29 protein-coding genes are annotated in these 26,164 nt (G+C 70.6%); 7 read left to right on the top strand and 22 right to left on the bottom strand.

Annotation, left to right across the window (positions count from 1 at the left end; translation table 11 throughout):
- The first annotated feature begins 48 nt into the window (after nt 1-48).
- From ACFV2X_RS26450 to ACFV2X_RS26460, 3 genes are all read left to right on the top strand, one after another.
- A complete protein-coding gene (locus tag ACFV2X_RS26450; protein WP_385620788.1) occupies nt 49-1,269 on the top strand; it encodes a S8 family peptidase in 1,221 nt (406 codons plus the stop codon).
- 137 nt (nt 1,270-1,406) lie between these two features.
- Entirely contained in the window at nt 1,407-2,057 is a 651-nt protein-coding gene (locus ACFV2X_RS26455; protein ID WP_385620791.1) for a disulfide bond formation protein DsbA, read from the top strand.
- A 49-nt stretch (nt 2,058-2,106) separates the two neighbouring features.
- On the top strand, nt 2,107-2,850 hold the full coding sequence (locus tag ACFV2X_RS26460) for a class I SAM-dependent methyltransferase (RefSeq protein WP_385620793.1): 744 nt from the start codon (nt 2,107-2,109) through the stop codon (nt 2,848-2,850).
- Here ACFV2X_RS26460 and ACFV2X_RS26465 read toward each other — a convergent pair whose 3' ends face one another.
- The 5 genes from ACFV2X_RS26465 to ACFV2X_RS26485 all read right to left on the bottom strand — a co-directional run bounded on the left by ACFV2X_RS26465 (nt 2,851) and on the right by ACFV2X_RS26485 (nt 7,014).
- Nucleotides 2,851-3,603: an SGNH/GDSL hydrolase family protein gene (locus ACFV2X_RS26465; RefSeq protein ID WP_385620796.1), complete on the bottom strand. Its 753-nt coding sequence runs from the start codon at nt 3,601-3,603 to the stop codon at nt 2,851-2,853.
- 168 nt (nt 3,604-3,771) lie between these two features.
- The gene (locus ACFV2X_RS26470) at nt 3,772-4,047 is read right to left on the bottom strand and encodes a hypothetical protein (protein WP_385620798.1); all 276 of its coding nucleotides are present in this window, start codon (nt 4,045-4,047) and stop codon (nt 3,772-3,774) included.
- A gap of 185 nt (nt 4,048-4,232) precedes the next feature.
- Entirely contained in the window at nt 4,233-4,829 is a 597-nt protein-coding gene (locus ACFV2X_RS26475; RefSeq protein ID WP_385620801.1) for a Uma2 family endonuclease, read from the bottom strand.
- An 81-nt stretch (nt 4,830-4,910) separates the two neighbouring features.
- Nucleotides 4,911-5,741 carry a citryl-CoA lyase gene (locus ACFV2X_RS26480; RefSeq protein ID WP_385620803.1) on the bottom strand — a complete coding sequence of 277 codons (831 nt, stop codon included), beginning with the start codon at nt 5,739-5,741 and terminating at the stop codon, nt 4,911-4,913.
- 31 nt (nt 5,742-5,772) lie between these two features.
- On the bottom strand, nt 5,773-7,014 hold the full coding sequence (locus tag ACFV2X_RS26485) for a CaiB/BaiF CoA transferase family protein (protein WP_385620938.1): 1,242 nt from the start codon (nt 7,012-7,014) through the stop codon (nt 5,773-5,775).
- Nucleotides 7,015-7,119: 105 nt separating this feature from the next.
- Between ACFV2X_RS26485 and ACFV2X_RS26490 the strand changes: the two genes are divergently transcribed.
- A complete protein-coding gene (locus tag ACFV2X_RS26490; protein ID WP_385620806.1) occupies nt 7,120-7,350 on the top strand; it encodes a hypothetical protein in 231 nt (76 codons plus the stop codon).
- Here the strand turns inward: ACFV2X_RS26490 and ACFV2X_RS26495 are convergent.
- The 3 genes from ACFV2X_RS26495 to ACFV2X_RS26505 are packed head-to-tail and all read right to left on the bottom strand — an operon-like array spanning nt 7,347 to nt 9,609.
- Complete coding sequence (locus tag ACFV2X_RS26495) at nt 7,347-8,438, bottom strand: hypothetical protein (protein WP_385620809.1); 1,092 nt, start codon at nt 8,436-8,438, stop codon at nt 7,347-7,349. The genes ACFV2X_RS26490 and ACFV2X_RS26495 overlap by 4 nt on opposite strands.
- A gap of 40 nt (nt 8,439-8,478) precedes the next feature.
- Nucleotides 8,479-9,045 (bottom strand): exonuclease domain-containing protein, encoded by a 567-nt coding sequence (locus tag ACFV2X_RS26500; protein WP_385620811.1) that lies wholly within the window; start codon nt 9,043-9,045, stop codon nt 8,479-8,481.
- 48 nt (nt 9,046-9,093) lie between these two features.
- A complete protein-coding gene (locus ACFV2X_RS26505; protein WP_385620813.1) occupies nt 9,094-9,609 on the bottom strand; it encodes a hypothetical protein in 516 nt (171 codons plus the stop codon).
- A gap of 50 nt (nt 9,610-9,659) precedes the next feature.
- Between ACFV2X_RS26505 and ACFV2X_RS26510 the strand changes: the two genes are divergently transcribed.
- On the top strand, nt 9,660-10,385 hold the full coding sequence (locus ACFV2X_RS26510; protein ID WP_385620815.1) for a hypothetical protein: 726 nt from the start codon (nt 9,660-9,662) through the stop codon (nt 10,383-10,385).
- A gap of 68 nt (nt 10,386-10,453) precedes the next feature.
- Here ACFV2X_RS26510 and ACFV2X_RS26515 read toward each other — a convergent pair whose 3' ends face one another.
- Nucleotides 10,454-12,118, bottom strand: coding sequence for a phosphodiester glycosidase family protein (locus ACFV2X_RS26515; protein ID WP_385620818.1), 1,665 nt, complete (start codon nt 12,116-12,118; stop codon nt 10,454-10,456).
- 326 nt (nt 12,119-12,444) lie between these two features.
- On the opposite strand from ACFV2X_RS26515, the gene ACFV2X_RS26520 reads away from it, so the two are divergent.
- Nucleotides 12,445-12,915, top strand: coding sequence for a hypothetical protein (locus ACFV2X_RS26520; protein ID WP_385620820.1), 471 nt, complete (start codon nt 12,445-12,447; stop codon nt 12,913-12,915).
- A gap of 134 nt (nt 12,916-13,049) precedes the next feature.
- Here the strand turns inward: ACFV2X_RS26520 and ACFV2X_RS26525 are convergent, their stop codons facing one another.
- From ACFV2X_RS26525 to ACFV2X_RS26580, 12 genes are all read right to left on the bottom strand, one after another.
- A complete protein-coding gene (locus tag ACFV2X_RS26525; protein WP_385620822.1) occupies nt 13,050-13,832 on the bottom strand; it encodes a sirohydrochlorin chelatase in 783 nt (260 codons plus the stop codon).
- A gap of 52 nt (nt 13,833-13,884) precedes the next feature.
- On the bottom strand, nt 13,885-14,841 hold the full coding sequence (locus ACFV2X_RS26530; RefSeq protein ID WP_385620825.1) for an ABC transporter permease: 957 nt from the start codon (nt 14,839-14,841) through the stop codon (nt 13,885-13,887).
- A complete protein-coding gene (locus ACFV2X_RS26535) occupies nt 14,828-15,652 on the bottom strand; it encodes an ABC transporter ATP-binding protein (RefSeq protein WP_385620828.1) in 825 nt (274 codons plus the stop codon). The genes ACFV2X_RS26530 and ACFV2X_RS26535 overlap by 14 nt, the downstream gene beginning before the upstream one ends.
- 106 nt (nt 15,653-15,758) lie before the next feature.
- Nucleotides 15,759-16,901: an aliphatic sulfonate ABC transporter substrate-binding protein gene (locus tag ACFV2X_RS26540; protein WP_385620831.1), complete on the bottom strand. Its 1,143-nt coding sequence runs from the start codon at nt 16,899-16,901 to the stop codon at nt 15,759-15,761.
- 206 nt (nt 16,902-17,107) lie between these two features.
- Nucleotides 17,108-18,454, bottom strand: a complete 1,347-nt coding sequence (locus tag ACFV2X_RS26545; protein WP_385620834.1) for a sulfate adenylyltransferase subunit 1 — start codon at nt 18,452-18,454, stop codon at nt 17,108-17,110.
- A 2-nt stretch (nt 18,455-18,456) separates the two neighbouring features.
- Nucleotides 18,457-19,428, bottom strand: a complete 972-nt coding sequence (cysD, locus tag ACFV2X_RS26550; RefSeq protein ID WP_385620836.1) for a sulfate adenylyltransferase subunit CysD — start codon at nt 19,426-19,428, stop codon at nt 18,457-18,459.
- The gene (gene cysC / locus ACFV2X_RS26555; RefSeq protein WP_385620838.1) at nt 19,425-19,991 is read right to left on the bottom strand and encodes an adenylyl-sulfate kinase; all 567 of its coding nucleotides are present in this window, start codon (nt 19,989-19,991) and stop codon (nt 19,425-19,427) included. Before cysC ends, cysD begins: the two co-directional genes overlap by 4 nt.
- Nucleotides 19,991-20,698, bottom strand: a complete 708-nt coding sequence (locus ACFV2X_RS26560) for a phosphoadenylyl-sulfate reductase (protein WP_385620840.1) — start codon at nt 20,696-20,698, stop codon at nt 19,991-19,993. The genes cysC and ACFV2X_RS26560 overlap by 1 nt, the downstream gene beginning before the upstream one ends.
- Nucleotides 20,695-20,877, bottom strand: a complete 183-nt coding sequence (locus ACFV2X_RS26565) for a hypothetical protein (protein WP_089508809.1) — start codon at nt 20,875-20,877, stop codon at nt 20,695-20,697. The genes ACFV2X_RS26560 and ACFV2X_RS26565 overlap by 4 nt, the downstream gene beginning before the upstream one ends.
- Nucleotides 20,878-21,049: 172 nt before the next feature.
- Nucleotides 21,050-22,747, bottom strand: coding sequence for a nitrite/sulfite reductase (locus tag ACFV2X_RS26570; protein ID WP_385620844.1), 1,698 nt, complete (start codon nt 22,745-22,747; stop codon nt 21,050-21,052).
- Nucleotides 22,748-23,011: 264 nt separating this feature from the next.
- The gene (locus tag ACFV2X_RS26575) at nt 23,012-23,095 is read right to left on the bottom strand and encodes a putative leader peptide (protein WP_309471194.1); all 84 of its coding nucleotides are present in this window, start codon (nt 23,093-23,095) and stop codon (nt 23,012-23,014) included.
- Between the two features lie 128 nt (nt 23,096-23,223).
- Nucleotides 23,224-23,760 (bottom strand): GNAT family N-acetyltransferase, encoded by a 537-nt coding sequence (locus tag ACFV2X_RS26580; protein WP_385620846.1) that lies wholly within the window; start codon nt 23,758-23,760, stop codon nt 23,224-23,226.
- A gap of 320 nt (nt 23,761-24,080) precedes the next feature.
- On the opposite strand from ACFV2X_RS26580, the gene ACFV2X_RS26585 reads away from it, so the two are divergent.
- The gene (locus ACFV2X_RS26585; protein WP_385620941.1) at nt 24,081-25,451 is read left to right on the top strand and encodes a YhjD/YihY/BrkB family envelope integrity protein; all 1,371 of its coding nucleotides are present in this window, start codon (nt 24,081-24,083) and stop codon (nt 25,449-25,451) included.
- On the opposite strand, the gene ACFV2X_RS26590 is transcribed toward ACFV2X_RS26585, so the two are convergent.
- The gene (locus ACFV2X_RS26590) at nt 25,425-26,051 is read right to left on the bottom strand and encodes a hypothetical protein (RefSeq protein WP_385620849.1); all 627 of its coding nucleotides are present in this window, start codon (nt 26,049-26,051) and stop codon (nt 25,425-25,427) included. The two genes, ACFV2X_RS26585 and ACFV2X_RS26590, sit on opposite strands and share 27 nt — an antisense overlap.
- Nucleotides 26,052-26,164: the final 113 nt, after the last annotated feature.

A 26,164-nucleotide genomic window follows, 5' to 3' on the forward strand; every position in this document is an offset into this window, starting at 1 on the left:
TGCAAGACGAACCTTCCCCCCACAACCACACGAGGAGGATCCCTCGTCATGGCAGTTCACAAGCAATTCAACGCGCGTCGACTCACCTTGGCCACCGCCGTCGCCGCCGCCGTGGCAGCCGGCGCCTTCGTGGCCGTCCCGGCCGGTGCGTCCACCACCGCCCCGGCCGAGGGCACGGTCTACGGCACCCAGTCCGCGAACACCGTCAAGGGCAGCTACATCGTCCTGCTCAAGGGCGGCAAGACCATCAAGGCGCAGAGCACGGGCAAGGACCTCGCCCAGCGCTACGGCGGCACGCTGCGCCGCAGCTACGACTCCGCGGTCAACGGCTTCTCCGCCGGCGGCCTGACCGAGACCGAGGCCAAGCGGCTGGCCGCCGACCCGGCCGTCGCCAAGGTCGTCCAGAACCACCGCTTCACGATCGACGCCACCCAGGACAACCCGCCGTCCTGGGGCCTGGACCGCATCGACCAGGCCGACACCGAGGGCGACAAGAAGTACACCTACCCCGACGGCGCGGGCGAGGGCGTCACCGCGTACGTCATCGACACCGGCGTACGCATCAGCCACAAGGACTTCGGCGGCCGCGCCACCTCCGGCTTCGACGCCATCGACAACGACGACGACGCGAACGACGGCCACGGCCACGGCACGCATGTCGCGGGCACCATCGCCGGCGCCGACCACGGCGTCGCCAAGAAGGCCAAGATCGTCGCCGTCCGTGTCCTGGACGACCAGGGCTCCGGTACCACCGAGCAGGTCGTCGCGGGCATCGACTGGGTCACCGAGAACCACCAGGGCCCGTCCGTCGCCAACATGAGCCTCGGCGGCACCGTCGACGACGCCCTCGACGCGGCCGTCCAGAAGGCCATCGACTCCGGCGTCACCTTCGGCGTCGCGGCCGGCAACGAGTCCACCGACGCCAGCAAGGGCTCGCCCGCGCGCGTCAAGGACGCGATCACGGTCGCCTCCAGCACGGACGCCGACGAGCAGTCCGACTTCTCCAACTACGGCGACATCGTGGACATCTACGCCCCCGGCTCGGACATCACCTCCGACTGGAACACCGGCGACGACGCCACCAACACCATCTCCGGCACGTCGATGGCCACCCCGCATGTCGTGGGCGCCGCGGCGGTCTACCTCGCCGGCCACCCCGACGCCACCCCGGCCGACGTGGCCAAGGCGCTGACCGAGGGCGCGACCCCGGACAAGATCTCCAACCCGGGCGCGGGCACGCCGAACAAGCTGCTGAAGATAGTCGAGTAGGACCCGTACGACCCCGTGGCCGCCGCGCTCATCCCCCATGGAGCGCGGCGGTCCCGCTTCTCGGTCGGAAATGGCCCACGGAGCGCGGGTACAAGTGGCCCAGGGCCCCGGGCCACCCAACGGCTAAAGTCCCCAACGTGAACACACCTTCGAATACCGCGGACGCCACCACAACCCCCACGACTCCCACCAAGGTGGACCTGTACTTCGACCCCATCTGCCCCTTCGCCTGGGTCACTTCGCGCTGGATCCTCGAGGTCGAGCGCCTGCGCGACCTCGACCTGCGCTTCCGGGTGATGAGCCTGTCCGTCCTCAACGAGGGCCGCGAAGACCTTCCCCAGCGCTACCGCGACCTGCTGGAGGCGGGCTGGGGTCCCGTCCGCGTGTGCATCGCCGCCGCACAGCACCGCGGTGAGGAGGTCCTGCGCGACCTCTACACCGCGCTCGGCACCCGCATCCACAACCAGGGCAACGAGGACACCGAGGCCGTGATCCGCGAAGCCCTCGCCGAAGTCGGCCTCCCCGCCGACATCGCCTCGGCCGCGACCAGCACCGCCTACGACGATGCCCTCCGCAAGAGCCACCACGAGGGCATGGACCCCGTCGGCGAGGACGTCGGCACCCCGACCCTCCACATCGACGGCGTCGCCTTCTTCGGCCCGGTCCTCTCCTCCATCCCGCGCGGCGAGGACGCCCTGCGCATCTTCGACGGCGCCCGGCTGCTCGCGGGCTACCCGGACTTCTTCGAGCTCAAGCGGACGCGTACGGGGGACTTGGACTTCAGCTGACCAATAAATCTGTGGACGCCGCTCGAGCGCCCGGGAAATCCTTGGCGGCATGCGACAGGACGAGATCTGGGACGTCGAGACCGCCCAGGGCTATGACACCCCCGGCGCCGGCATGTTCGCCCCGGAGGTTCTGGACCCGACCGTCGACCGCCTCGCCGAACTCGCTGACGGCGGCCGGGCCCTCGAGTTCGCCATCGGCACCGGTCGTGTGGCCGTCCCGCTCGCGCAGCGCGGAGTGTCGGTCACCGGCATCGAGATGTCGCAGCCGATGATCGACCAACTGCGTACGAAGGCGGACGACGCGGCGATCCCGGTCGTCGTCGGCGACATGTCGACCGCGACCGCCGGCGCTCCGGCCACGTTCCGGCTCGTCTATCTCATCTACAACACCATCTCCAATCTGCTCACCCAGGCCGAGCAGGTCGCGTGCTTCCGCAACGCCGCCCGTCATCTCGCACCGGGCGGCCGGTTCGTCATCGAGCTGTGGGTCCCCGAAGTACGGAAGCTTCCCCCCGGCCAGCAGGCCCTGGTCTGGAAGTCCGAGGCCGGTTATATCGGCCTGGACACGTACGACGTACTGCGTCAGCACGTCGTCTCCCACCACTTCCGGTTCGGCGAGGGCAGGGAGGCGCGGCTGTTCCGCAGCCCGCACCGCTACATCTGGCCGACCGAACTCGATCTCATGGCCCAGCTGGCCGGGTTCGAGCTGGAGTCGCGGCACGCCGACTGGCAGGGAGCCGATTTCACGGCCGATTCGCGCTCCCACGTCTCGGTCTACCGACTCCCTCAGTGACTACCGTGCCGCTGCCTCCTGGCGCGGCGCGCCTCTGACGCCCATGCTGCCGGGCACCGAGAGGAGCGCGCCGTACCAGACGTTGGCCATCTTGCTGTAGCCGCCCGCGTTCGGATGCACTCCGTCGGCTAGGTCGGCCGTCGTGAGTGCCCGGTACATGTCAACGAGATGGACGCGCTTGCCGGCGTTCACCTTGCTCTGCACGATCCCGGGGATCGTCGCGTTGAAAGTACGGACGGTCGAGTCGGCGAAGGAGATGGGGATGATCGTGGCCACGAAGACCTCCGTATTGGGGGACGTGGCGGTGATGTGGTCGAGCAGGGTGGAGAGCCGGCCCGGTGCTCCGGCGGGGTCGCTGCCGTACATGTCGTTGGTGCCGATGTGCAGGAGTACGGTGCGCGGGGTGTAGGTGCGCAGCCAGTTCACGACGTTGCTGTCGATCTGGCCGATCGTCCACCCGGAGTGGCCTTCGTGGTTCCGGTCGCCGAGATTGCCCGGCCCGTTGGACATGGAACCGACGAAGTCGACGTTGTGGCCGCCTGCCACGAACTTCTGCCAGAGGTCGATGCGGTAGCCGCCGGGTACGTTGGCACCGTCGGTGATCGAGTCGCCGAGCGGCATGATGCGCACGCCGGCCCTGGGTGCGGCGGGGGCGGAGGCTGCGGCGTGGGCGGTGCCGGTTGCGGTGAACAGCGCGAGGATCAGGCCCGCGAGAGCGATGGTGCTGGTGACCAGGCGTCTTGTCCTTGTCATGATCGCCTTCCTTGGTGGGGGGCGGGATCACGAGGTCGCCTCTCGATCTCTGGCGACTCCGGAAAGGTGCTGAAACATTCCGGAGTGTGTTCCGAAGTTTTTCAGTCGGCAAGGGTCAAGACGCGCCATAACCATGGCGGTCGGCCAAGACCGCCGACCGGATCGCCGTCACCCGGATCGCCGCCAAGCCTTCCGGGTGCGCGGGGGCGGCAGGGGGAAGAGGTCCTTCAGGCTGTGCAGCGCCTCGCTGTCGATCCGGGCGTGGAAGACCTCGTCGTCGACGCGGAATTCGGGCACCGCGCGGAGCCCGGCGGCGGCCTCGGCGTTGAAGCAGGCCCGTAGGCCGAGGACCGCCCAGCCCGGATGGAAGGTCTCTGTCTCGCGCCGCTCGCCCATCGCCCACTTCAGGCCCCACTGGGCCAGTTCCAGGATCGCCGGTCCCAACTCCTCCGCCCATGCCCGCGATCAGGCGCCCCTCCGACAGGCGGTCGAGGGTGGCGAGTTGATGCTACTTAACTGGTCAGGACGGCCCGCGAGGTCTGCCCGTACTCCAACGCCACGCGCGACAACCTAGACGTGGCGCTGATGGTCAACGGCGCTCGGATTCAGCGGAGTTAGCGTCCAGGCGCTCAGCCCGCCAGGTCGCCGAGCAGTCCGGGGACGTCCAACTCGACGCTGAACTCTCCGGTGACCTGGACGGACTTCTTCCCCGTGACCGTGGCCACCTCGCGGTATGCGTCGACGGACAGCTCGTGCACCACGATCCGCACGTCGGGCTCAAGCTCGACGCGCCAGTAGGCCGGCACCTTCGCCTGGGCGTAGAGCGCGGGCTTGAGGATGCGGTCGGTGGACCGGTTGCACGGCGACACGATCTCTACGAGCAGCAGGACCGCTTCGAGCGGTACGGCCAGTGTCCCGCGCTGGACGGCAGCGCGGTCGACGACGGCGATGTCGGGGATGAACAGTCTGGATTCGCCGGTCACCATCACCGCGCCAGCGGATAGGAACGGCGCGGCAGATTGGGCCAAGGCGGTGTGGATCTGACGGTGCAGTGCTGAGGACACGATCTGGTGTTCCCAGCCGGGCGCGGGGGACATCATGAGGACACCGTCCACGAGCTCATAGCGGGCGCGTGCCGGGTGCTCCGGGAGCGCGAGGACATCCTCGACTGTCCAAGTGCCTTCGTGATCGTCGACTCGCATCTTGGCGACGCTCATGACTGCCATCACCGCCTCCTCGTGTTCCCGGACCTCAGGATGGCACGCAGTTCGGACACTCACCGAGACTTCCAGCCCATGCCGGTGTCCTCAGCGCTCCAGGTCGCGCGGCGGTGCGCCGTGGTATCCGGCGAGCAGCGGCGTCGGCAGGGGGCCCTTGATGCGGGCGCCGCCCTCGTACTCCTCCCAGGCGTGCGCCAGGATGCCGACGCTGCGCGAGAGGACGAAAAGGCCGCGGCCGAGTTCGGCGGGGAAGCCCAGCTCGGCGTAGATGATGGCGGTTGCGCCGTCGATGTTCATGGGGACCGGCTTGGTGCGGCCCTCGGCCAGGGCCGCCTCCAGCGCGAGGCCCGCGGCCAGGGCGTGGCCGGGGACCTCGCCTGCCTCCACGGCCTCGCGTACCAGGGTCAGCAGCGGGTCTCGGCGCGGGTCGCGTGGGTGGAAGCGGTGGCCGAATCCGGGTACGTAGGCCTTCCGTTTCCTGAACTCCAGCACCACGTCCCGGGGACGCTCGCCGCCTATGATGCGGTTCAGGATTTCCATGCACTGCTGGCCGGCTCCGCCGTGGGTGTCGCCCAGCAGGCCCGCGCCGGTGGCGACCGCGCTGTTGAGGCCGACACCGCAGGTCGCGGCCATGCGTGCGGCGGCGATGGAGGGGGCCTGCGGGCCGTGGTCCACGGCGGCGACCAGTGCGGCCTCCAAGAGCCGGCACTGTGCCGGGTTCGGCAGTTCACCGCGCAGCATCAGCCAGATCTGCTCGGCGAACCCTGTGCGGCCGATGAGCTGCTCGACGGGGTAGCCACGCAAAAGGATCTCGCCGGGGCGGATGCGGCTGACGGCGGTGGACCACCAGCCGGTGACCTTCGCTTCGTCGATCGGTCGGGGTGTGGTGGGCCTGGTGGTGGTCGGTTCGCTGGTCATGTTCCTGTCCTTGAGTGGTGGGGCAGTGGGGCTATACGGCGCCGCGCTCCCGCAGCTTCGCGATCTCCTGCTCGTCGTAGCCCAGTTCGGCTAGTGCCGTGTCCGTGTGCTGGCCGAGCAGCGGCGGTGGGGTCGACGGTCCTGCCGGGTGGCCATCGACGCTGACCGGACTGCCCAGCACCCGCAGGGACCGGTCGCGGGCGTCCGGGAACGGCAGGCTGTGCACGAAGGAACGGGACGCCAACTGCTCCAGGCCGAGCGCGTCCGGAACTGACAGAACACGGGCCGCGGGGACTCCGGCGTCGGAGAGGACCTCCTCCCACTCCTTCGCCGTACGCGCCGAGAGCCCGGCCTCGACCTCGGCCCGCAGCTCGTCCCGGTGCGCCTTGCGGTCGGCCGGGTGACGGAAGCGCGGGTCGTCGAGCAGGTCGTCGCGGTCGATGAGGCGGCACAGGGTGGCGAACTGCTGTTGCCGGTTGGCGGCGATGTTGAGGTACCCGTCGGCCGTGGCGAAGGTGCCCGACGGCGCGGCGGTGAAGTTCTCGTTGCCCATGGGGTGCGGTTCGCGGCCGGTGATCAGGTAGTTGGAGGTGACCCAGCCCATCGCCGTCAGCGCCGCCTCCAGCATCGACACGTCGAGCAGGGCTCCCTCGCCGGTGCGGGCGCGCCGCACCAGGGCCGCTGCGATCGCGTACGCCGCCGCCATGCCACCGAGCGTGTCCGCCACGGGGAACCCGGCCCGCAGCGGGGCCACGGCAGGGGTTCCGGTGACGCTCATCATGCCGCTCAGCCCCTGCACGATCTGGTCGTAGGCGGGCCGTGAGCGCATCGGCCCCGTCTGTCCGAACCCGGAGATCGCGCAGTAGACGAGGCTCGGATTCTCTTTGCGCAGCTCCTGCCAGCCGACGCCCAGGCGGTCCATGACGCCGGGCCTGAAGTTCTCGACGAGGACGTCGGCCTTGCGTACCGCCCGCAGCAACGCGGCCCGGCCCTCGGGGTCCTTGAGGTTGAGGGTCAGGGAGCGTTTGCCCGCGTTCTGCGCGAGAAACGAGGCCCCCAGCAGCTCCTCGCCCAGTGCCCGGTCGGCGCCCAACTGCCGTGCCAGATCGCCGGAGCCAGGCATTTCGATCTTGAGGACGTCGGCGCCCTGGAGGGCGAGCTGGTATCCCGCGAACGGCCCGGCGAGGACGTTCGTGAGGTCGAGGACGCGGACGCCGTCGAGGAGGTCCTGCTCGCCGCCGCCTGGCCGTTCTTCGCCGTCGTCGACGGGCAGAACACCTGGCTGATCTGGCTCGCGCTCCTGATCACCCTCGGCGTCGGCCAGTCCGCGATCCTGGGCTCACAGCCCGCCTTCTTCGCCGAACTCTTCGACACCAGGGTGCGGTTCAGCGCCGTCGGCGTCGCGAACAACCTCGGCACCGTCCTCACCGGCGGACTGGCCCCCGTGCTGGCCACATGCCTGCTGCTCTGGTTCGACCACAGCGTGGCCGGGGTGGTCGTCTTCATCGCCTCGATGAGCGCGCTCACCGTCGTCACCGTGGCCCTGGCGAAGGAGACCAGACACCGGGAGACCGCGGCGGCACCGTCCCGTCCCGCGGCCAAGGTCTAGCCGCTGATGTAGACGAGGGCGGTGCGTTGTGCCCCGACCAGGAGGAGGCAGGAGTCCCCCTCGCCGGACAGGACGGATTCGAGGGGGAGGTTCTTGGCGTACGCGAGGGTGGGCGGGGTTCCGGGCGCCCCGGTGATCTTGGTGAGGATCGTTTCGAGGAGATCGCGGGCGAGCCAGGAGACCAGTTCATCGCCGGGGATCTCGGGCGTCGTGGAGTCGAACTCCCACACCAGGGTCTGGGCCCGGGCCGCCGCGACCATGTTCTGTTCGGACTCGGTCAGCGCGGCTTTGAGGGCGGCGGCGTCCAGGGCCCACAGGACGTCGTCGGTTTCGTCGTCGTCCTCCTCCGCGATCAGCCAGTCTTCGTCCCCGGCCCAGCCCGCGCGGAAGGCGGCGTCGGGGTCGGGGACGTTCAGGTCGACGTCATGGGTGCCGAAGGTCACCTCGAAGGTGACCGCGTCGGTGTTGTTGATCTGGAGGAATTCGCTGAGCAGGGTCGTGGCACAGGCGATCCGGTACTCGGGCGTGTCATTTGCGTCGGGGGTGGCCGGGGCGGCCTTGGCGTCGGCCAGGGCCAGCCGGGTTGTTCTGTCGTGGGAGCGCACCAGCAGGTGCAGCTCATCGTCCAGCGCGGGGCCGTCCGGCTCGGCGGCCACCGTGATGCGGAGCAAGTCCGTGCCCTCTGCCGTCAGGTAACCGGCGAGGTATCCGGCGAGCGCCCGGTCTCGTCGGTCTGACTCCGTTGCGTCGGTGAGGAATTCGCTGACGAACGCGTACGCCTGCTCCGCACCCTCGTCCGGCAGGCCCCACGAGGCGTGCAGGGGGCCGGAAGACGTCTCGTCCGGGTCCTCGATGTCGAACCGCTCGACGGCCACCGGATGGCGCTGCCCGTCGGGGCCGGCGAACGTGGACGGGAAGGCGCCGTAGTCCGACACCTCGGCCAGGGAGGGCGCGGTGGTCCACTCCTCCTCGTACGACGCCGGGGCTTCGCCGCCGACGAGTGCCAGGCGCCGGCGCGGCAGCCACAGCGCGAACAGGTGCTCCACGGCTTCGAGCGGGTCGATATGGTGCGGCTCCGCTGCCGTCAACGTTCCTCCCCCGGGCTTACGTTGGTGATCAGGGCGGAGCCTACAAGGAGTGGACCGCGCCGCGCCCCAGCAACCCCGCCAGCAGCCCCCCGATGTTCCACGCGTCGTCCACGCCCCGGTGGTGTGTGCCTTCGAGGGGGAGCCCCGCGTGGCTGAGGGCGCCGGCCATGCCCAGTTCGCGGTCGAGGGAGTGCATCAGCGAGTAGAGGTTCTTGACGTTGAGATGCCGGGTGCCGAACGGATAGCGGGTGTTCGTCGCCGCGCACTGGCGGGTGAACTGGGCGCGGTCGTACTCGCCCCAACTGGCCCATACGCGGTGTCCGGCGCCGTGCTCGTCGCGCAGGATCTCGCAGGCTTCCGCGAAGCCGATGCCGGCGGTGGCCTGTTCGGGGGTGATGGTGGTCAGCTCGGTGCAGAAGGGGCTGACTGTGGAGCGCTCGGGGCGGACCATGAGGGAGCGGCGGACGGGGCGTTCGCCGGTGGCGACATCCAGTTCGCACAGGCCGATTTCGATGATCTCGGATTGCATGCCCTCGGGGGCCGGTCCGTCCCAGCAGGTCGCTTCGACGTCCACGACGAGAACGCGGTCGAGTCGCAGTTTTGCCATACGGGGTAGCGAATCACGGCGACGTGGTGGCGGGCACGCCAATTGTCGTCAGGCGGGGCGCCGGGGCGTGGGCCGGGGCGGCCAGGCGGCGATGGCGCCGGCGGTGCCGCCGCCGAGGAGGGCGAGCGCGATGGTCCAGGCGATCCAGTGGTGGGCCGCCAGGTCGAGGACGCTCTGGTCGAGGGCGCCGGCGGGCTGTGCGTCGTAGGGGTCCGCCCGGTCGTAGACGACGGTCGTCGCCACGCGGTCCTCGGCGTCGCGGTGGCCGTGCGGGACGTAGAGCGAGCCGTCGATCGCCGCTTCCGGTACGGAGACGGAGTCGCCGTCGGCGTCGTTGAAATCGAGCCACACCGATGACGTGTGGCAGCTGATGCCCCGGCCCTGGCTGCAGGAGGTGGTCAGGGACGCCTGGGCCCGGGCGTGCAGCCCGTGGGCGCGCAGCGCGGCCAACTCGGTGTGGCCGTCCCATACGTGCTTGACCTGGCCTGCCAGCAGCAGAGCGCCGATCAGCGCAACGGTCACGGCGGCCGCGGTCGTCCCCCATCGGTGCAGCAGACTCTTCACCAAGCCCTCCTCGCTCGTGGTGTCACATCGTCCGGCTAGGGTCCCTGACCATGACACACGACAGGCTCCGCGAACTCCTCGCCACCGGACTGATCGACACCCTCGACGCCCGCGACAAGGCGCTGCTCGAGCGCCGCGCGCGGATCAAGGCCAGTGGGGAGAAGCCGTCCCGGCTGGAGCCGCGCGGATGGTGGTACGCGGTGCCCGGCGCGGCGTACGAGGGGGTCTTCGAGGCGCTGGAGCTGCACGACCGGTTTCCGGTCACGCTGGAGGAGGGCGCCGATGTGGAGGACATGCCGTCGCGCCGGGGCGCGTACCCCGTGTTCATCACACCGGAACTGGACGGCTGGCGGCTGATCTTCGGCAACCTCGCCGAGGCGGTCGGCTGGGACTGGGACGAGTGGATGGGCGCGGTCGAGCGGCTGAGCGAGCACTGCGGCGAGGCGCAGATGTTCTTCCAGGACGGGGCGGCCGGGTCGGACGTCTGGGTGGTGGCCGAGAAGGGGCGGATCCGGCGGCGCTACGCGGCGGAGAGCGACCCCGAGTGGATCGGCGAGCCGCTGCCCTGGGAGGACCTGGTCGTCGATGACGAGGACTACGACCCGGAGTACTACGAGGCCGAGCCCAACGAGGGCACGGCGAGGGCGGCCTACGCCTGCGGGCAGCTGTCCGTCGACCCCACGGAGATCGGCCCCGACACACTGATGCGCGGCTACGGCTGGCTGGCCCTCAGCGCCCCGGGCATCGGGCACAAGGGGCTTGACCTGCTCGTCTAATGGCCAGCGCTTGCGGTGGATTTGAGACGGCGACGCCACGGCGCGTCGCCGTCTCGTAGCCCCACAAGTCAGCTTGCGGGGAGCACCTGCACCGTGTCGCCCACCGGACGCTCGCCCGCCGCGTCCGAGGGGGCGTTGACCAGCTCGCCGGCGACGGTCATGGTGCTGGAGCCGCCGCCGTCCAGGTTGAGCGCCCGCTCCACGCCCAGGGAGCGCATGAACTCCGCGCCTTCCGCCAGGGTGAAGCCCTCACTGACGCCGGGCCGGCGCCCGTCCACGGTGACGAGGAGCAGGCGTCCGCGCTCGTCGAGGCCGGCCATGGTGCGCGGCTGCCGTCCGTTGGACCAGGCGTAGCCGAAGGAGAGGTCCTGGGGGTCGAGCATGCCCTCGGTGGCGGCGTCGATGGCGATCCGGCCGTCCTCCACCAGGGTGGGCGCGGCGCTGACGATGCTGTCGTCGCGGCCGAGCTCGACCCGCCGCCCGGCGGTGTCGCGGACCGTCTCCTGGACGGCGATCCGCGCGCCCGGACGGCCGTGGGCGGTCAGCCAGTCGGCGGCGGAGCCGACGCCCTGGAGCACCGAGCCGCCGGACGGGACCTCGCCGCCGCGCCGGCCGGTGGAGACCACGCGGTGGTCGGCGTCGAGCACCACCTGGACACCGGGGCCGGTGGGCAGGTCGGCACGGAACGCCGCCGTGAACTTGACCAGGTCGTCGGCCTTGGCGCAGGTGAGGTCCTGGCGGGGCAGCTCGGTGGGGGTGGCGCCGGGGCGGCCGCAGTTGCGCACCTTGCCGGGCACCCGGTTGATGCCCTGCACCGCGTAGGTGGCCGACCCGGACCGTGCGGTGACCGTGGTGGTCAGATCCGCGATACGGGCACGCCGCCCGCCGTCGGCGAGGATCAGCGCGGCGCGCGAACCGGCGGCCATCGACTGAAGCTCGCCGTCGTAGGCGCCGATTCCGGCCATCGTGCCCTGTACGCCGTCGGCGCCGGAGGTGATGAAGAAGCCGCCGTTGACGCCGATCAGCGAGCCGGTCTTCGCGGCGACCGAGGAGGTCGTCTCGCGGTCCGCGACATTGCCGTTGTGCGTGGCCTCGACGGTGCCGGTGAACGCGGCCGGGTCGATGACCGCGACATGCACGCTCTCCCGGTCGGCCGGCTGCTCGACGTCGTAGCCGGTCCACTCCACGGCCGGCTGGAGGCCGAGCGCGGTCACCTTCGGGGTCGTACGCTGCGCCTCGTCCGAGGTGGCGTACGTACCGACGCGCACCCGCCAACCCATCGTGCCGCGCGGCGTGTCCGCGTACGCGGGCCAGCCGACCTGCTCCAGGCGCGGCTCGAGCCCGGCGTCGCGCAGCCGCCGCGCGGTGTCCTCGGCCCAGGCGCGCGCGGAGAGCGGGGCGAACGTCCGGGCGCCGGTCAGCCGGTTGACGGCGGGGGCGTGGATGGTGACCGTCCAGGCCGGTTCGGCGTCCGGGTGCTGGATGGTGCCGGTGCGTATCTGGACGCCCGGGGCCACGGTCCGCGTCGTCCAGTGGACCTCGGCGGGGGTGGTGGCCGCGGCGGTGACGGAGTGGGTGGCCGCGGGGTCGGCCGCCTGTGCCGGTGCGGGCACCATCAGGGGGTTGACGAGCGTCAGCACGATGGTGGACGCCACCGCGAGCGCGACGCGCGTACGAGGTCCGCGGCGGGCTCTGTCGGCTTCGAGTGTACGAGTGTCGCGTTCGTTGCGCATGACGTCCCCTCCTGTTGGGTGCAGGGAAAGTCCAGCGGTGTCCGGAGGCCGGGTCGGCAAGGGAGGCGGACGGTGCGCGGAAGGGGTGGTGAACGGCGGGGAGGGGGCGGCTGACGCCCAAGCCCGAGGAATGGGAGAGGCCGTCCGATCGAGTGCGGGAACACACGGATTATCCCTCTTCAGTCGTCATGTCGCGCCTCGTGCGATGCCCCGCAGCGGAGCTTTTCTGATCACCCCTTCGGCCTAGTAGCTCGACGCGGCCCGCGCTGAGGCGAATTACGTTGAACGGGCGTGCCTTTGTGTACGCACGTCAAGGAGGTGAAGCGATGCGAAAATCGCAGAAGGCGAAATCGCACACTTCAGTCCGCCTGCTCACAGGAGCCATCGCCGCGGCCGCCGGCCTCGTGGGTGCCGCCGCGCCGGCCTTCGCCTGCGATGCTTCCCAGCAGGGCACGGCCACGGTCTCGGCCTCGCAAGTGATTCTGGAGCCCGCGGCTCCGACCGCGGAGACATCGCCCGGCGAGCCGACACCGCGAGCCACCGAGGGAGGCGGCCAGGGTGGGACCGGCACGTCCGGGAGCGGCCAGGGCGGGAATGGCGGAGACGGCTACGGAAACGGCAACGGCAACGGTGGCAACAGTTTCACCGTGAACGTGACGTTCTGCATCGCTAGCTCCTGCCAGCATCAGCAGTCCGGCGGCTCCGGCGGCCAACCGAACGGCGGAAACGGCGGAAATGGCGGAAACGCCAACGGGGGCAACGCCAATGGTGGCAATGGCGGAAACACGAATCAATAACCGCCGTGGTCCGTCGCGCTCATGAGCCCGGGGTCGGGCAGGCCGTATTTCATCGGCCGACTCGGCACCGGCGCTCGTGGTGGCGTGCGGTCGTGGAGGTGGGCGGTCGTGGAGGTGGGCGATCAACGGCGCGGTCAAGCCGTGAGCGCCGTGAGCTCCCCGGCCCCGGCCCCGGCCCGCGCCTCGTCGTAGCGGCGCAGCAGCAGCCGGGCCAGCTCCGGGGCCGGGCCCAGAACGCCCGCCAGGACATCCGCGCCCGCATCGCGCGCGCCGTGCGCGATGCGGTCCGGGAGGCGGCCGGGGGCGATGACGTACGGGGCGACGGCCACCCGGCGGACGCCCTCGGCGCGCAGTGCGCGCACCGCGTCCTCGGTGCGGGGGAACCCCGCGGGAAATGCCGCGGAGGCGAACGCGGGCCGCACGGCGCACCAACCGGTGTGCCGCCACTCCCGCGCGATTTCTGCGATCACCGCGATCGCCTCCGGGTCGGTGGAGCCCGCCGAGGCCAGGACGACCCCGGTCGAGCGTCGGTCGCCGGGCCGCAGCCCGGCCTCGTACAGGCGCCGCTCCAGGGCCCGCGTCAGCAGCGGCGAGGGGCCCAGGACCTCGGCCTGCCGGACGCGCAGGCCCAGGTGGCGGGCCGCCGCCTCGCGCAGCACCGCCGGGATGTCGGCCTTCGCGTGGAAGGCGCGGGTGAGGAGCAGCGGGAGGGCGACGATGTCGTGGGCGCCCTCCGCCGCCAGGCGGTCCAGGACCTGGCCCACCCGCGGCGCGTTGAAGTCCAGGAACGCGGCCTCCACCCGCAGCCCCGCCCGCAGCGACCGCGCCCGCGCGCACAGCGCGGCGACGGTCGCCGCGTGGCGTGGGTCGCGGCTGCCGTGGGCGATGACCAGCAGGGTGGGGGTGGGTGAGGTCACGGGAGGCGTTTCCGGATTCCTTGGAGGGTGGGATGCGGGCCGGGTACGGGCGTCAGCGGGCGTTTGCCAGCAGGCCCCGGCTGCGCAGCACCCGCCGCTCGATCGGGGCGAAGATCAGCAGCTCGATCGCGATTCCGACGAACAGGATCATGATGATGCCGAGCAGCACCCCCGCCATGTCGGAGTTGTTGCGCTGGTTCTCCAGGTACTGGCCGAGCCCGAGCCCCAGATCGGGGGACTTGGCGATGATCTCCGCGGCCATCAGCGAGCGCCAGGAGAACGCCCAGCCCTGCTTGAGCCCGGCGACATAGCCGGGCAGCGCGGCGGGCAGCAGGATGTGCCGGGCGCTGACCAGGCCCCGGGCGCCGAGTGTGCGTCCGGCGCGGAGGAACAGCGGGGGCACCTGGTCGATGCCGGAGACCAGGCCGTTGGCGATCGAGGGGACCGCGCCGAGCAGGATGACGGTGTACATCATCTTGTCGTTGAGGCCCAGCCAGATCACCGCGGGCGGCACCCACGCCACCGAGGGCAGCGACTGGAGCCCGGACAGGATCGGGCCGATGCCGGCCCGGATGAACTTCACCCGGGCGACGATCAGCCCCAGCGGGGTGGCGATGGCCAGTGCGATGAGGAAGCCGAACAGGCCGCGCGAGACGCTGGTCCAGATGATGTCGAGCAGTTCGCCCTTGAGCCACAGGTCCCGCAGCGCGTCCCAGACCAGCTTGGGGTCGGGGAGCTTGTAGTCGTCGGTGACCTTCGCCCAGACCAGCACCTTCCAGATGAGGAGGATCAGGGCGACGGCCACGACGGGCGGCAGCACCTTCTGTACCAGCACCTCGGCCGGGGACGTACGCCGGATCTGCACCGCGTCCAGCGCGTCGAGCCCGGCCTCGAGACCCGCCAGGTCCTGGCTGGACCGCTTTCCCCGTTCCGCCGTAGCGGGCTCGTCCGTCTTCTCCACGGCGGCCGTCGTCTTCGGCGACTCGCCGGTGATCTCAGTGCCGGCCATGGCGGCGGATCTCCCCACGCAGTTCTTCGGTGATCTCAATGGACAGGTCCGCGACGGCCGCGTCCTCGATCCGGCGCGGCTGCGGAATGTCGACCGCCCACTCCCGGACGACCCGCCCCGGCCGCGAGGACAGCAGCACCACCCGCTGGGCCAGGCGCACCGCCTCGCGCACGTTGTGCGTGACGAACAGGACCGAGACGCCCGTCTCGCTCCAGATGCGGGTCAGTTCGCCGTGCAGCACATCGCGGGTGATGGCGTCGAGCGCGGCGAACGGCTCGTCCATCAGCAGCACACTGGAGTCCTGCGCCAGCGCGCGGGCGAGCGCGACGCGCTGCCGCATACCGCCGGACAGCTCGTGCACCCGCTTCCCGTGCGAGCCGCCCAGCCGCACCAGCTCCAGCAGCTCCTCCGCCCTGGGCTTGCGGTCGGCGCGCGGTACGCCGCGCAGCCGCAGCGCCAGCTCGATGTTCTTGCCCGCGGTCAGCCACGGGAAGAGCGCGTGCTCCTGGAACATCAGGGCCGGCCGGCCGCCGGCGACCTCGATGGTCCCGGCGGTCGGCCTGTCCAGGTCCGCGACCAGGTTGAGCAGCGTCGACTTACCGCAGCCCGAGGCGCCCAGGATGCAGACGAACTCGCCCGGCCGGACATCGAGGTTGATGTCGTCGAGCACGGGCTGCGCGGCGCCGGGGCGGCCGAACGCCTTGTGGACGTGGTCGATCCGGACAGCTCCGGAGGATTGCGACGGGCCTGCCGCGGCCGCCGTGGCCGCGCCCGCCCGGTCGGCCTTGTCGGTGGTCAGTGCCGGGGACATCCGGTCACCTCCTGATGGGTGCGTACGTGCGGTGTGCGTACGGGATGCGGGTGTGCGTACGGGGCGCCCGCGTACGCGATGCGTGCGTACGCGGGCGTTCGGGCGGCTACTGGGTGCCAAGACCGGCGGCCGAGACGGTGGGCTTGCCCTCCGCCTTGAGGACCTTGTTGAGCAGGGTCAGGTCGTAGATGCCCTTGAGGTCGGGCTTCTCCAGCAGCCCGGCCGCCACCGCGTGGTCCGCCTCGGTGTTGAGGGTCGAGGCCAGCGGGTCGTCGGTGACCTGGATGCTCTGCCACGCCGGGTCGATCACCTCGGCCGGGAGCGCCTTGCCGGTCTCCGCCTTGAGCGTGGCGTTGGCCTCGGCCTTCGCCTTGTCGGGGTTGGCCTTGATGTACGCGTTGGTCTTCACCGAGCCGCGCAGTACGGCCTCGACGACATCCGGGTGCTTCGTGAGGAAGTCCTGCCGGACGATCACATTGGTGATGACGAACTTCTTGTCCGGCCACAGCGTGGACTCGTCCAGCAGCACCTTGCCGCCCTCGGCGACCAGCTTGGAGGCGGTCGGCTCGGGCACCCAGGCGCCGTCGATGGAGCCGGACTTGTACGCGTCGGGGGTCACCTTGTTGTCCGTACGGACCACGGAGACATCGCCCTTGCCGCTCTGGGCGTCGACCTCCCAGCCCTTCTCGGCGATCCAGTTGAGGAACGCCACGTCCTGGGTGTTGCCCAGCTGCGGGGTGGCGATCTTCTTACCCTTGATGTCGTCGAGCGTCTTGATCTTCTTCGGGTTGACGACGAGCTTGACCCCGCCCGATGCGGAACCCGAGATGATCTTGAGGTTCTTGCCGTGGGACTTCACATAGCCGTTGATGGACGGCGAGGGGCCGATCCACCCGATGTCGATGGAGCCACCGTTCAGCGCCTCGATCTCGGACGGGCCCGCGTTGAAGACGAACGGCTGGATCCCCGTGCCGCCCAACTCCTTCTGGATCAGCCCGCCGTCGCGCAGACCCACCAGTGCGGTGGCGTGGGTGAGGTTGGCGAAGTAGCCGATCCTCACCTTGTCCAGGCCGTCGATCTTCTTGCCGCCCGCGGCGGGGACGGTCTTGCTTCCCGTGTCGTCCTTCTGCGAGCCGTAGCCGCAGGCGCCCAGCACGCCGATCAGCAGGGGGAGGGCGGCGGCTGCCGCGAAGAGGCGGGTGCGTCGGCTCAAGGCGGGTCGAGGGTGCGTGGTGCGGTCGACGGACACGGGAGGATTTCCTCTCGGAGGGCCGGGGACAGCGTCAGGGGACGCCCGGCAAATCGGCTGGTCTTCGGTTGCGATACGGCAGGGGAGCGGGGAGCGCACAGGTCAGCAGGCACATCGGCCGACCCCTCCCTGCCCACTGCCCAGGGCACCGCTGCCGACGCGGCCGCCCTCCTTCGCGAAGGTGGAGAAGACATCACCGGACATGGTCAGAAGTCCCATCCGTCGTCATCGGCCCGGTCGTCATGGGCGGGGACAGGGGTCGCGAACGAGTCGCCCACCATGCCCGCGGTCAGGGTCGTGCCGTCGGCCGGGTCGATCAGGATGAACGAGCCGGTGCGGCGCGAGTCGGCGTAGGAGTCGGCCGGCAGCGGCTCGGCGGTACGGATCTTCACCCGGCCGATGTCGTTGGCGACAAGCTGCTCCGGGTGCGGGTGCAGGGACAGATCGTCGAGGGTCAGCCGGGACGGGATGTCCTTGACGATGGCCTTCACGGTACGGGTGCCGTGCTTGAGCAGCACGCGGTGGCCGACCGTCAGCGGCTGGTCGGCGACATGGCAGACCGTCGCCTCGATGTCCTGGGTGGCCTGCGGCGCGTCCTTGCTCGGCACGATCAGATCGCCGCGCGAGACGTCGATGTCGTCCGTCAGCAGAACGGTCACCGACTGCGTCGTCCAGGCCACCTCGACCGGCTTGCCCAGCAGGTCGATGCCCGAGATCGTGGTCGTACGGCCGGACGGCAGCACCATGACCCGCTCGCCCACGCGGAACGAACCGGCCGCGATCTGGCCCGCGTACCCCCGGTAGTCCGGGTGCTCCGCGGTCTGCGGACGGATCACGTACTGCACGGGCAGCCGTGCGTGGCAGTGCGCCAGGTCATGGCTGACCGGGACGGTCTCCAGGTGCTCCAGGACCGTCGGGCCGCCGTACCAGTCCATCGTCGCGGACGGCTCTACCACGTTGTCACCGGCCAGCGCCGAGATCGGGATGGCGGTGACCTCGGGGATGCCGAGCTCGGTGGCGTACGCCGTGAACTCCTCGGCGATGGTCGCGAAGACGGCCTCCCGGTAGTCGACCAGGTCCATCTTGTTGACCGCGAGGACCACATGCGGGACGCGCAGCAGCGCCGCGATCGCGGCGTGGCGGCGGGTCTGCTCGACGACGCCGTTGCGGGCGTCGACCAGGATCACCGTGAGCTCGGCGGTGGAGGCGCCGGTGACCATGTTGCGGGTGTACTGCACATGGCCGGGCGTGTCGGCGAGGATGAACCGGCGCCGGGGCGTGGCGAAGTAGCGGTACGCCACGTCGATGGTGATGCCCTGCTCGCGCTCGGCGCGCAGCCCGTCGGTGAGCAGCGCGAGGTCCGGACCCTCCTGGCCGCGGCTCGCCGATGCGCGCTCCACGGCCTCCAGTTGGTCGGCGAGGACCGACTTGGAGTCGTGCAGCAGGCGGCCGACGAGGGTGGACTTGCCGTCGTCGACCGAACCGGCGGTGGCGAACCGCAGGAGGGTCGTCTCGGAGAGCTCCGTGGTCGTGGTCGTGGTCGTCGTGGTCATGCTTAGAAGTACCCCTCGCGCTTGCGGTCCTCCATGGCGGCCTCGGACAGCTTGTCGTCGGCGCGGGTGGCGCCGCGCTCGGTGAGCCGGGAGGCGGCGATCTCGGCGATGACGGCGTCCAGCGTGGTCGCGTCGGAGTCGACGGCCCCGGTGCAGGACATATCGCCGACGGTGCGGTAGCGGACCTGCCGCTTCTCGACCGTCTCGCCGTCCTTGGGCCCGCCCCACTCACCGGCGGTCAGCCACATGCCGCTGCGCTGGAAGACCTCGCGCTCATGGGCGAAGTAGATCTCCGGCAGTTCGATGTTCTCGCGGGCGATGTACTGCCACACATCCAGCTCGGTCCAGTTGGACAGCGGGAAGACGCGGACATGCTCGCCCGGCGCGTGGCGGCCGTTGTACAGGTTCCACAGCTCGGGGCGCTGGCGGCGCGGGTCCCACTGCGAGAACTCGTCCCGCAGCGAGAACACCCGCTCCTTCGCCCGGGCCTTCTCCTCGTCGCGGCGGCCACCGCCGAACACCGCGTCGAACCGCTCGGCCTGGATCTTCTCCGTCAGCGGCAGCGTCTGCAGCGGGTTGCGGGTGCCGTCGGGGCGCTCCTTGAGGACCCCGCGGTCGATGTAGTCCTGTACGGAGGCCACATGGAGGCGCAGCCCATGGGCCGCCACCACACGGTCCCGGTACTCCAGGACCTCGGGGAAGTTGTGTCCGGTGTCGACGTGCAGCAGCGAGAAGGGCACCTGCGCCGGGGCGAACGCCTTGAGCGCCAGATGCAGCATGAGGATGGAGTCCTTGCCGCCGGAGAACAGGATCACCGGCCGCTCGAACTCGCCCGCCACCTCGCGCAGGATATGGACCGCCTCGGACTCCAGCGCGTCCAGATGCGTCAGCGCGTAGAGGTCGCCGTCCTCGCCGCCGTCGCCGCCGTCTTCCGAGCCGGGTCCGGTTCCGTTCGTCTGAGCCACGGTGGTCATGCCAGACCCCTCTCACTCAGCAGCGACCTGAGCGCCGCGGCGGACTCCTGCACACCCTGGTGATGTGTCTCGATGCGCAGATCCGGGGAGTCGGGGGCCTCGTACGGGTCGTCGACCCCGGTCAGCCCCTTGATCGCGCCCGCGGCCTGCTTGGCGTACAGCCCCTTCACATCCCGCTCGGCGCACACGTCCACGGGCGTGGCGACATGCACCTCCAGATACGCCGTGCCCTCGGTCTGGTGGCGCTTGCGGACCGCCTCGCGGCTGTCCGCGTACGGGGCGATCACCGGCACCAGGACCTTGACGCCGTTGGAGGCCAGCAGCTCGGCCACGAAGCCGATCCGCTGGACGTTGGTGTCCCGGTCCTCGCGGGAGAAGCCGAGGCCGGAGGAGAGGAACTCGCGGATCTCGTCGCCGTCCAGCACCTCCACCCGGTGGCCCTCGCCGCGCAGCCGCTCGGCCAGCGCGTAGGCAATGGTGGTCTTGCCCGCGCTCGGCAACCCGGTCAGCCACACCGTAGCGCCCTGCCCTGTCACGCTCATCTGGTTCTCCTGGTCAGCCATCAGCCGTGCAGCCCGCACTCGGTCTTGGCGCGGCCCGCCCAGCGGCCGGCCCGTGCGTCCTCGCCCTCCAATACCCGCCGGGTGCAGGGCGCGCACCCCACCGACGCGTATCCGTCCATCAGCAGGGGGTTGGTGAGCACACCGTGTTCGTCGACGTACGCGTCCACGTCCGCCTGCGTCCAGCGGGCGATCGGGGAGACCTTGACCTTGCCCCGCTTGGGGTCCCAGCCCACCACCGGGGTGCCCGCGCGGGTCGGGGACTCGTCGCGGCGCAGCCCGGTCGCCCAGGCGTCGTAGCCGCGCAGCCCTTCCTCCAGCGGCTTGACCTTGCGCAGGGCGCAGCACAGGTCCGGGTTCCGGTCGTGCAGCTTGGGGCCGTACTCGGCGTCCTGCTCGGCGACGGTCTGGCGGGGGGTGAGCGTGATGACGTTGACGTCCATCACGGCCGCCACCGCGTCGCGGGTGCCGATGGTCTCCGGGAAGTGGTAGCCGGTGTCGAGGAACACCACATCGACGCCCGGCAGCACACGGGACGCCAGATGGGCCACCACCGCGTCCTCCATCGAGGAGGTGACGCAGAAGCGCGGCCCGAACGTGTCGGCCGCCCAGCGCAGGATCTCCAGCGCCGGAGCGTCCTCCAGTTCACGCCCCGCGCGCTCGGCCAGTTCTTCCAGGTCTTTTGCGGTGTTCTGTGCTTGCTCGGTCATATCGCCGTGCCCCCTTCGCCGTGGTCGCGCCGCAGCCCCTTGGCCAGCAGCCCGAGAAACGACAGCCGGAACGCGCGGTTGCAGGACACGCATTCCCAGGCGCCGTGGCCTTCTTCGGAGGGGCGCAGGTCCTCGTCCCCGCAGTACGGGCAGTAGAAAGGCGCCGCACGCTCACTCATGACGCCTCCTTATTACCGCTCGCTCCGCCGCGGCAGCGGCTGATGTCACTGTCGCCCATGCGGCGCAGAGGCGCGGCTTTCGTAGTCGTCTGCGGCCCGGCGTCCCGCCCGTCTCCCGCCACCGCCCTCAAGCGGCTGCGCTGCGCGCAGGCAGCTTTCATGCGTGCGTCGCTCACGAGAGCGCCTCCTCGCTCGCTCTGGCCGCCCACGTCGCGAACCGCTCGCCCTCTTCCCGCTCTTCCTGGAAGCGGCGCAGCACGCGCTCGATGTAGTCGGGGAGTTCGGCGGAAGTGACCTTCAGACCGCGCACCTTGCGGCCGAAGCCGGCCTCCAGGCCGAGCGCGCCGCCCAGGTGGACCTGGTAGCCCTCGACCTGGTCGCCGCCCGCGTCCATGACCAGCTGGCCCTTGAGGCCGATATCGGCGACCTGGATGCGCGCGCACGCGTTGGGGCAGCCGTTGAGGTTGATGGTGATGGGCTCGTCGAACTCGGGCAGACGGCGCTCCAGCTCGTCGATCAGCGAGGAGCCGCGCGCCTTGGTCTCGACGATCGCGAGCTTGCAGAACTCGATGCCGGTGCAGGCCATCGTGCCGCGCCGGAACGTGGACGGCTGGACCTGAAGGTCCAGCGCCTCCAGCCCTGCGACGAGCGAGTCGACCCGGTCCTGCTCGACGTCGAGCACGATCATCTTCTGCTCGACGGTGGTGCGGAGGCGGCCGGAGCCGTGTGCCTCGGCCAGTTCGGCGATCTTGGTGAGGGTCGCCCCGTCCACGCGGCCGACGCGCGGCGCGAAGCCGACGTAGTAGCGGCCGTCCTGCTGGCGGTGTACGCCGATGTGGTCGCGCCACCGCTGCAGCGGCTGCTCGGGTGCGGGGCCGTCGACCAGCTTGTGCTTCAGGTACTCGTCCTCCAGCACCTGGCGGAACTTCTCCGGGCCCCAGTCGGCCACCAGGTACTTCAGCCGGGCGCGGTTGCGCAGCCGCCGGTAGCCGTAGTCGCGGAAGATGCCGATGACACCCGCCCAGACCTCCGGGACCTCGTCCAGCGGGACCCAGGCGCCGAGCCGGATGCCGATCTTCGGGTTGGTGGAAAGACCGCCGCCGACCCACAGGTCGAAGCCCGGGCCGTGCTCGGGGTGGCGTACGCCGACGAACGCGACGTCGTTGATCTCGTGGACGACGTCGAGCAGCGGCGAGCCGGAGATGGCCGTCTTGAACTTGCGCGGCAGGTTGGAGAACTCCTTGTTGCCGATGAACCGGCTGTGGATCTCCTCGATGGCCGGGGTGCCGTCGATGATCTCGTCCTCGGCGATCCCGGCGACCGGCGAGCCGACGATGACGCGCGGGGTGTCGCCGCACGCCTCGGTGGTCGACAGGCCGACGGCCTCCAGCCGCCGCCAGATCTCCGGCATGTCCTCGATCCGGATCCAGTGGTACTGGATGTTCTGCCGGTCGGTGATGTCGGCCGTGCCGCGGGCGAACTCCTGGGAGATCTCGCCGATGACCCGCAGCTGCTCGGTGGTCAGCCGGCCGCCGTCGATGCGGACGCGCAGCATGAAGAACTCGTCGTCCAGCTCCTCCGGCTCCAGGATGGCGGTCTTACCGCCGTCGATACCGGGCTTGCGCTGGGTGTACAGGCCCCACCAGCGCATACGTCCGCGCAGGTCGGCGCCGTCGATGGCGTCGAAACCACGGTGGGCGTAGATCGTCTCAATGCGTGTCCGCACATTGAGACCGTCGTCGTCCTTCTTGAACTGCTCGTTGGCGTTGAGGGGCGTGAAGTGACCCGCGGCCCACTGGCCCTCGCCGCGGTGGCGTCCGGCCTTGCGGCGGGGCGTGGCTGCGCTGGGGCGGTCCGGGGTGGCGGCCATGGCGGTGTGTGTCCTTCTGAGCGGCTCTGATGCGGCGGACGGTGCTCGTGCACACCCTCGGTGCCCTGCGCTTTGGCCTGCGCTTCGGTGACCTACGCTTTGACCTGCGGTTTTGTGCAGGCGGGCATGGCAATGCGGGGGAGGGTGAGGTGCGGTGGCGGGGAGAATGAGGCGTGCGAGGTCGCCCACGTCGTCGGGGGCGGCGGGGAATGCGATGGGGCCGGCGGTGCGCCCCGAGGTCGGGGCCCGCCTAGGGGTACAGCCTCAGCCGGCTGGACAGATCGCGCTGGACATGCGGCCGAGATCGACGTGGCGCCGACTCACCAAGGCAATTCCAGCTCGAGACATGAGGGAAGCGTGGCATGGGGGTCTCGGGGCAGTCCACCATCATCCAATATCTGGACAACAATGTCTCGCATGGTGGGATGCTGTGTCCTTGGTCACCTGTCGCGTGACTTGCGGTCCGGGCGCACGGCTCACTCGGTCTCGGCGTCGTGCTTGGTGTCGAAGACCCGGAACCCGCGCCGCCGGTAGTTGTCCAGCGCGTACGGCCCGTCCGTGCTGCAGGTGTGCAGCCACACCCGCTTGGTCGGCGGCCGCCAGGCCCAGCGCTCGGCCAGGTCCCAGGCGCGGGCGGTGCCCCAGGTCAGCAGATGCCCGCCGATACGCCGCCCCCGGAAGGCGGGCAGCAGCCCGAAGTACGCGATCTCCACCACGCCCTCGTCCTGCCCGTCCAGCTCGATGTACCCCGCCGGAGTGCCGCGCTCATACGCGACCCAGGTCTCCACGCCGGGCCGCTCCAGGAACTCCCGCCACCGCTCGACGGTCCACCCCAGCCGGTCCGTCCAGGCCACATCCGCGCCGACGGTCGTATAGAGGAAGCGGTTGAACTCCGGGCCCGGGATCTCGGCCCGTACGATCCGCACCCCCGCGTCGGCGGGGGGCTGCTGCGCCGGGGCGAGGTCCGCGGGCGAGGTCTGCTCCAGGGACCAGGTGGTGACGGTGATGCTCATACGTCACATCCCATCACGACCGCGGCCGGTGGCTGCAACGCGGCGCAACCTTTGCGCATGGCTGTAGCGGGCACGGACAGTGGGCGTGGCGGAGGGCGGTACCGAGTCGGCGCGGCATCCCCTCCGCCGAGTTCCCCCCTTCTTTTGCGGCTCGCCTTGTCCGGCCTGGTCACCTGCTGGTCACGGAGGGAAACACCGGGGGCCGTGGGGCGTCCCGGGGCGGATACCGTTGGAAGGTGCAGCCAGGGAAAGAACCGTCGAAGCCGTCCGGTCGGCTCAACAAGGCCCGCGCCTTGTACCGCAATGTGTCCAAGCGCAGGATGGCCTGGCTGCTGCTGAAGGACACCGTCCACTCCTGCATGGAGTACCGGGTCACCGGCCTGGCCGCCGAGGCCGCCTTCTTCACCCTGCTGTCGCTGCCGCCGCTGCTGCTCGCCCTGATCGGGCTCCTCGGCTACTTCGACGCGTGGACCAACACCGACACCGTGGCCACCATCCGGCAGAACATCCTCAACGCCTCGGGGACCGTACTGTCCGACAAGGGGGTCCGGGAGATCGCCCGGCCGCTGCTGGACGACGTGATCAAGGGCGGCCGCCCGGACGTCATCTCGCTCGGCTTCGCCATCGCCCTGTGGTCCGGTTCCCGCGCCGTCAACGTCTTCGTCGACACCATCACCATCATGTACGGGCTCGAAGGCCGCCGCGGGATCGTCAGGACCCGGCTGCTGTCCTTCCTTCTCTATCTGGTCGCGCTGATCATCGGGGCGGTGGCGCTGCCCCTGATGGTGATCGGCCCGGAGACCGTCGTGGACCTGGTGCCCGCGAGCGGGGACCTCGTACGGATCCTTTACTGGCCCGTGGTGATCCTGCTGTCCGTCGCCTTCCTCACCACGCTCTACCACGTCTCCGTGCCGGTGCGCTCGCCCTGGCGGGAGGACATCCCCGGGGCGCTGGTCGCGCTGGCCATATGGGTGCTCGGCAGCGTCCTGCTCCGCATCTACCTGGTCCACACCGTCGAGGGGCCGACGATCTACGGCTCGCTGGCCGCACCCGTCGCCGTGCTGCTGTGGATCGGTGTGTCCGCCTTCGCGGTGCTCGTCGGCGCGGCCGTCAACGCCGCGATCGACCGGGTCTGGCCGTCGGTCGCCACCGCCGCCGGGCGCGCCGAGGCCGCCGCCCGGGCGCGGGAGGACGCGGCCAGGCGGCGGGCCTGGGAGCAGCGCACCGCGGACGACGGGGCGGCGGAGATCACCCCGCCGTCGGAGTTCCCCGAGCGCTGGGCGCAGTTCCTGCCGCATGCCGACGTACGCTCCCGGCTGCACCACAGGCGCACCCCACGACAGGCATCCAGAACGCCGGAGACACAGACGCCGGAGACACAGATACCGGAGACGAAGACACCGGAGACACCGGCGGCCGAGGCGCGGACACCCGAGGCGCGGACGCCGGAGCCCCGAGCGTCCGAGAACGGCGGGGCGAAGAACCTCGCGACGGAGAACGGCGCCTCGCGGGACTCCCGGCCAAGCGAATCCAGGCCGAGCGAATCCAGGCCAAGCGATTCGAGGCCCAGCTCCCGGCCGAAGGGCACCCCGCCGCAGGACGAATCCCCGTCCGACGGCCGGACCGACGCCGCCGGGAATCCGGTGCGCAGCGCGACCGGCGGATCAGTGCCAGATACGGGAGGCCAGTAGCCCCAGCCCGGCCCCGGCCGTCTCCCGCCACACCCGCAGCGGCCCGTCGAGCAGCGACTCGGCCTCCTTCTCGCCCGGCCAGTCGTCGATCCGGGCCAGCGCCCGCTCGCGCTCCGCCCCGGACACCGCGAGCGCGGCCTCGGCCGCCGGAAGCCGGCGCCGCACCTCGTCGGCGGGGAACACCGCGTCGCCGACCCAGCCGGGCAGCAGCGCCGCGCGCTCGGGGCCCAGGCCGTGGAAGAGGGCGGCCACCGGATTGTCCTTGCGTACGGACTCGAAGAACGGCTCGACCGTGTCGGTGTCGAGCCGGTCCCACCAGTCCATGATGTGGAGCTTCCCCGAGCTGTCCATCGCGTCGAAGGCCGAGTCGTCGACCAAGTTGTACAGGCGCAGCGCGTCCTCGGTGTTGTAGACGCCGTCCTCGCGCCACACCGGCACCGCACCACCGCCGCGCGCCGCGTCGCGCTCCCAGCGCGACCAGGTGCCCACCGCCGCCGACCGCGCCGCCGTGGCCTCGATGGCGGGCACCGCGAGCGGGGCCAGCTCCGCGACGTCCACCTCACCCAGCGCCCCCACGAGCCAGAAGCTCGACATCCCCATACCGCGCCCCTCCGTATCCACTGTGACTCGCTCCGGAATCGCAGAGTGTCATGGCCCACCGACAGCGGAGTTGGCCCCATCAGGTGACACGCGCCTGCCAGGTGGCGCATGTG

The organism is Streptomyces sp. NPDC059679 (genome assembly GCF_042734105.1).
In the GTDB taxonomy this organism is placed as follows: Bacteria; Actinomycetota; Actinomycetes; order Streptomycetales; family Streptomycetaceae; genus Streptomyces.

Bases quoted from the DNA above. Each gene is read 5' to 3' on its own strand.
- ACFV2X_RS26450 (WP_385620788.1), top strand. From the start codon at position 49: ATGGCAGTTCACAAGCAATTCAACGCGCGTCGACTCACCTTGGCCACC.
- ACFV2X_RS26460 (WP_385620793.1), top strand. From the start codon at position 2,107: ATGCGACAGGACGAGATCTGGGACGTCGAGACCGCCCAGGGCTATGAC.
- ACFV2X_RS26465 (WP_385620796.1), bottom strand. From the start codon at position 3,603: ATGACAAGGACAAGACGCCTGGTCACCAGCACCATCGCTCTCGCGGGC.
- ACFV2X_RS26475 (WP_385620801.1), bottom strand. From the start codon at position 4,829: ATGGCAGTCATGAGCGTCGCCAAGATGCGAGTCGACGATCACGAAGGC.
- ACFV2X_RS26480 (WP_385620803.1), bottom strand. From the start codon at position 5,741: ATGACCAGCGAACCGACCACCACCAGGCCCACCACACCCCGACCGATC.
- ACFV2X_RS26500 (WP_385620811.1), bottom strand. From the start codon at position 9,045: ATGGCAAAACTGCGACTCGACCGCGTTCTCGTCGTGGACGTCGAAGCG.
- ACFV2X_RS26510 (WP_385620815.1), top strand. From the start codon at position 9,660: ATGACACACGACAGGCTCCGCGAACTCCTCGCCACCGGACTGATCGAC.
- ACFV2X_RS26515 (WP_385620818.1), bottom strand. From the start codon at position 12,118: ATGCGCAACGAACGCGACACTCGTACACTCGAAGCCGACAGAGCCCGC.
- ACFV2X_RS26520 (WP_385620820.1), top strand. From the start codon at position 12,445: ATGCGAAAATCGCAGAAGGCGAAATCGCACACTTCAGTCCGCCTGCTC.
- ACFV2X_RS26530 (WP_385620825.1), bottom strand. From the start codon at position 14,841: ATGGCCGGCACTGAGATCACCGGCGAGTCGCCGAAGACGACGGCCGCC.
- ACFV2X_RS26535 (WP_385620828.1), bottom strand. From the start codon at position 15,652: ATGTCCCCGGCACTGACCACCGACAAGGCCGACCGGGCGGGCGCGGCC.
- ACFV2X_RS26545 (WP_385620834.1), bottom strand. From the start codon at position 18,454: ATGACCACGACGACCACGACCACGACCACGGAGCTCTCCGAGACGACC.
- cysD (WP_385620836.1), bottom strand. From the start codon at position 19,428: ATGACCACCGTGGCTCAGACGAACGGAACCGGACCCGGCTCGGAAGAC.
- cysC (WP_385620838.1), bottom strand. From the start codon at position 19,991: ATGGCTGACCAGGAGAACCAGATGAGCGTGACAGGGCAGGGCGCTACG.
- ACFV2X_RS26560 (WP_385620840.1), bottom strand. From the start codon at position 20,698: ATGACCGAGCAAGCACAGAACACCGCAAAAGACCTGGAAGAACTGGCC.
- ACFV2X_RS26565 (WP_089508809.1), bottom strand. From the start codon at position 20,877: ATGAGTGAGCGTGCGGCGCCTTTCTACTGCCCGTACTGCGGGGACGAG.
- ACFV2X_RS26570 (WP_385620844.1), bottom strand. From the start codon at position 22,747: ATGGCCGCCACCCCGGACCGCCCCAGCGCAGCCACGCCCCGCCGCAAG.
- ACFV2X_RS26575 (WP_309471194.1), bottom strand. From the start codon at position 23,095: ATGTCTCGAGCTGGAATTGCCTTGGTGAGTCGGCGCCACGTCGATCTC.
- ACFV2X_RS26580 (WP_385620846.1), bottom strand. From the start codon at position 23,760: ATGAGCATCACCGTCACCACCTGGTCCCTGGAGCAGACCTCGCCCGCG.
- ACFV2X_RS26585 (WP_385620941.1), top strand. From the start codon at position 24,081: ATGGCCTGGCTGCTGCTGAAGGACACCGTCCACTCCTGCATGGAGTAC.
- ACFV2X_RS26590 (WP_385620849.1), bottom strand. From the start codon at position 26,051: ATGGGGATGTCGAGCTTCTGGCTCGTGGGGGCGCTGGGTGAGGTGGAC.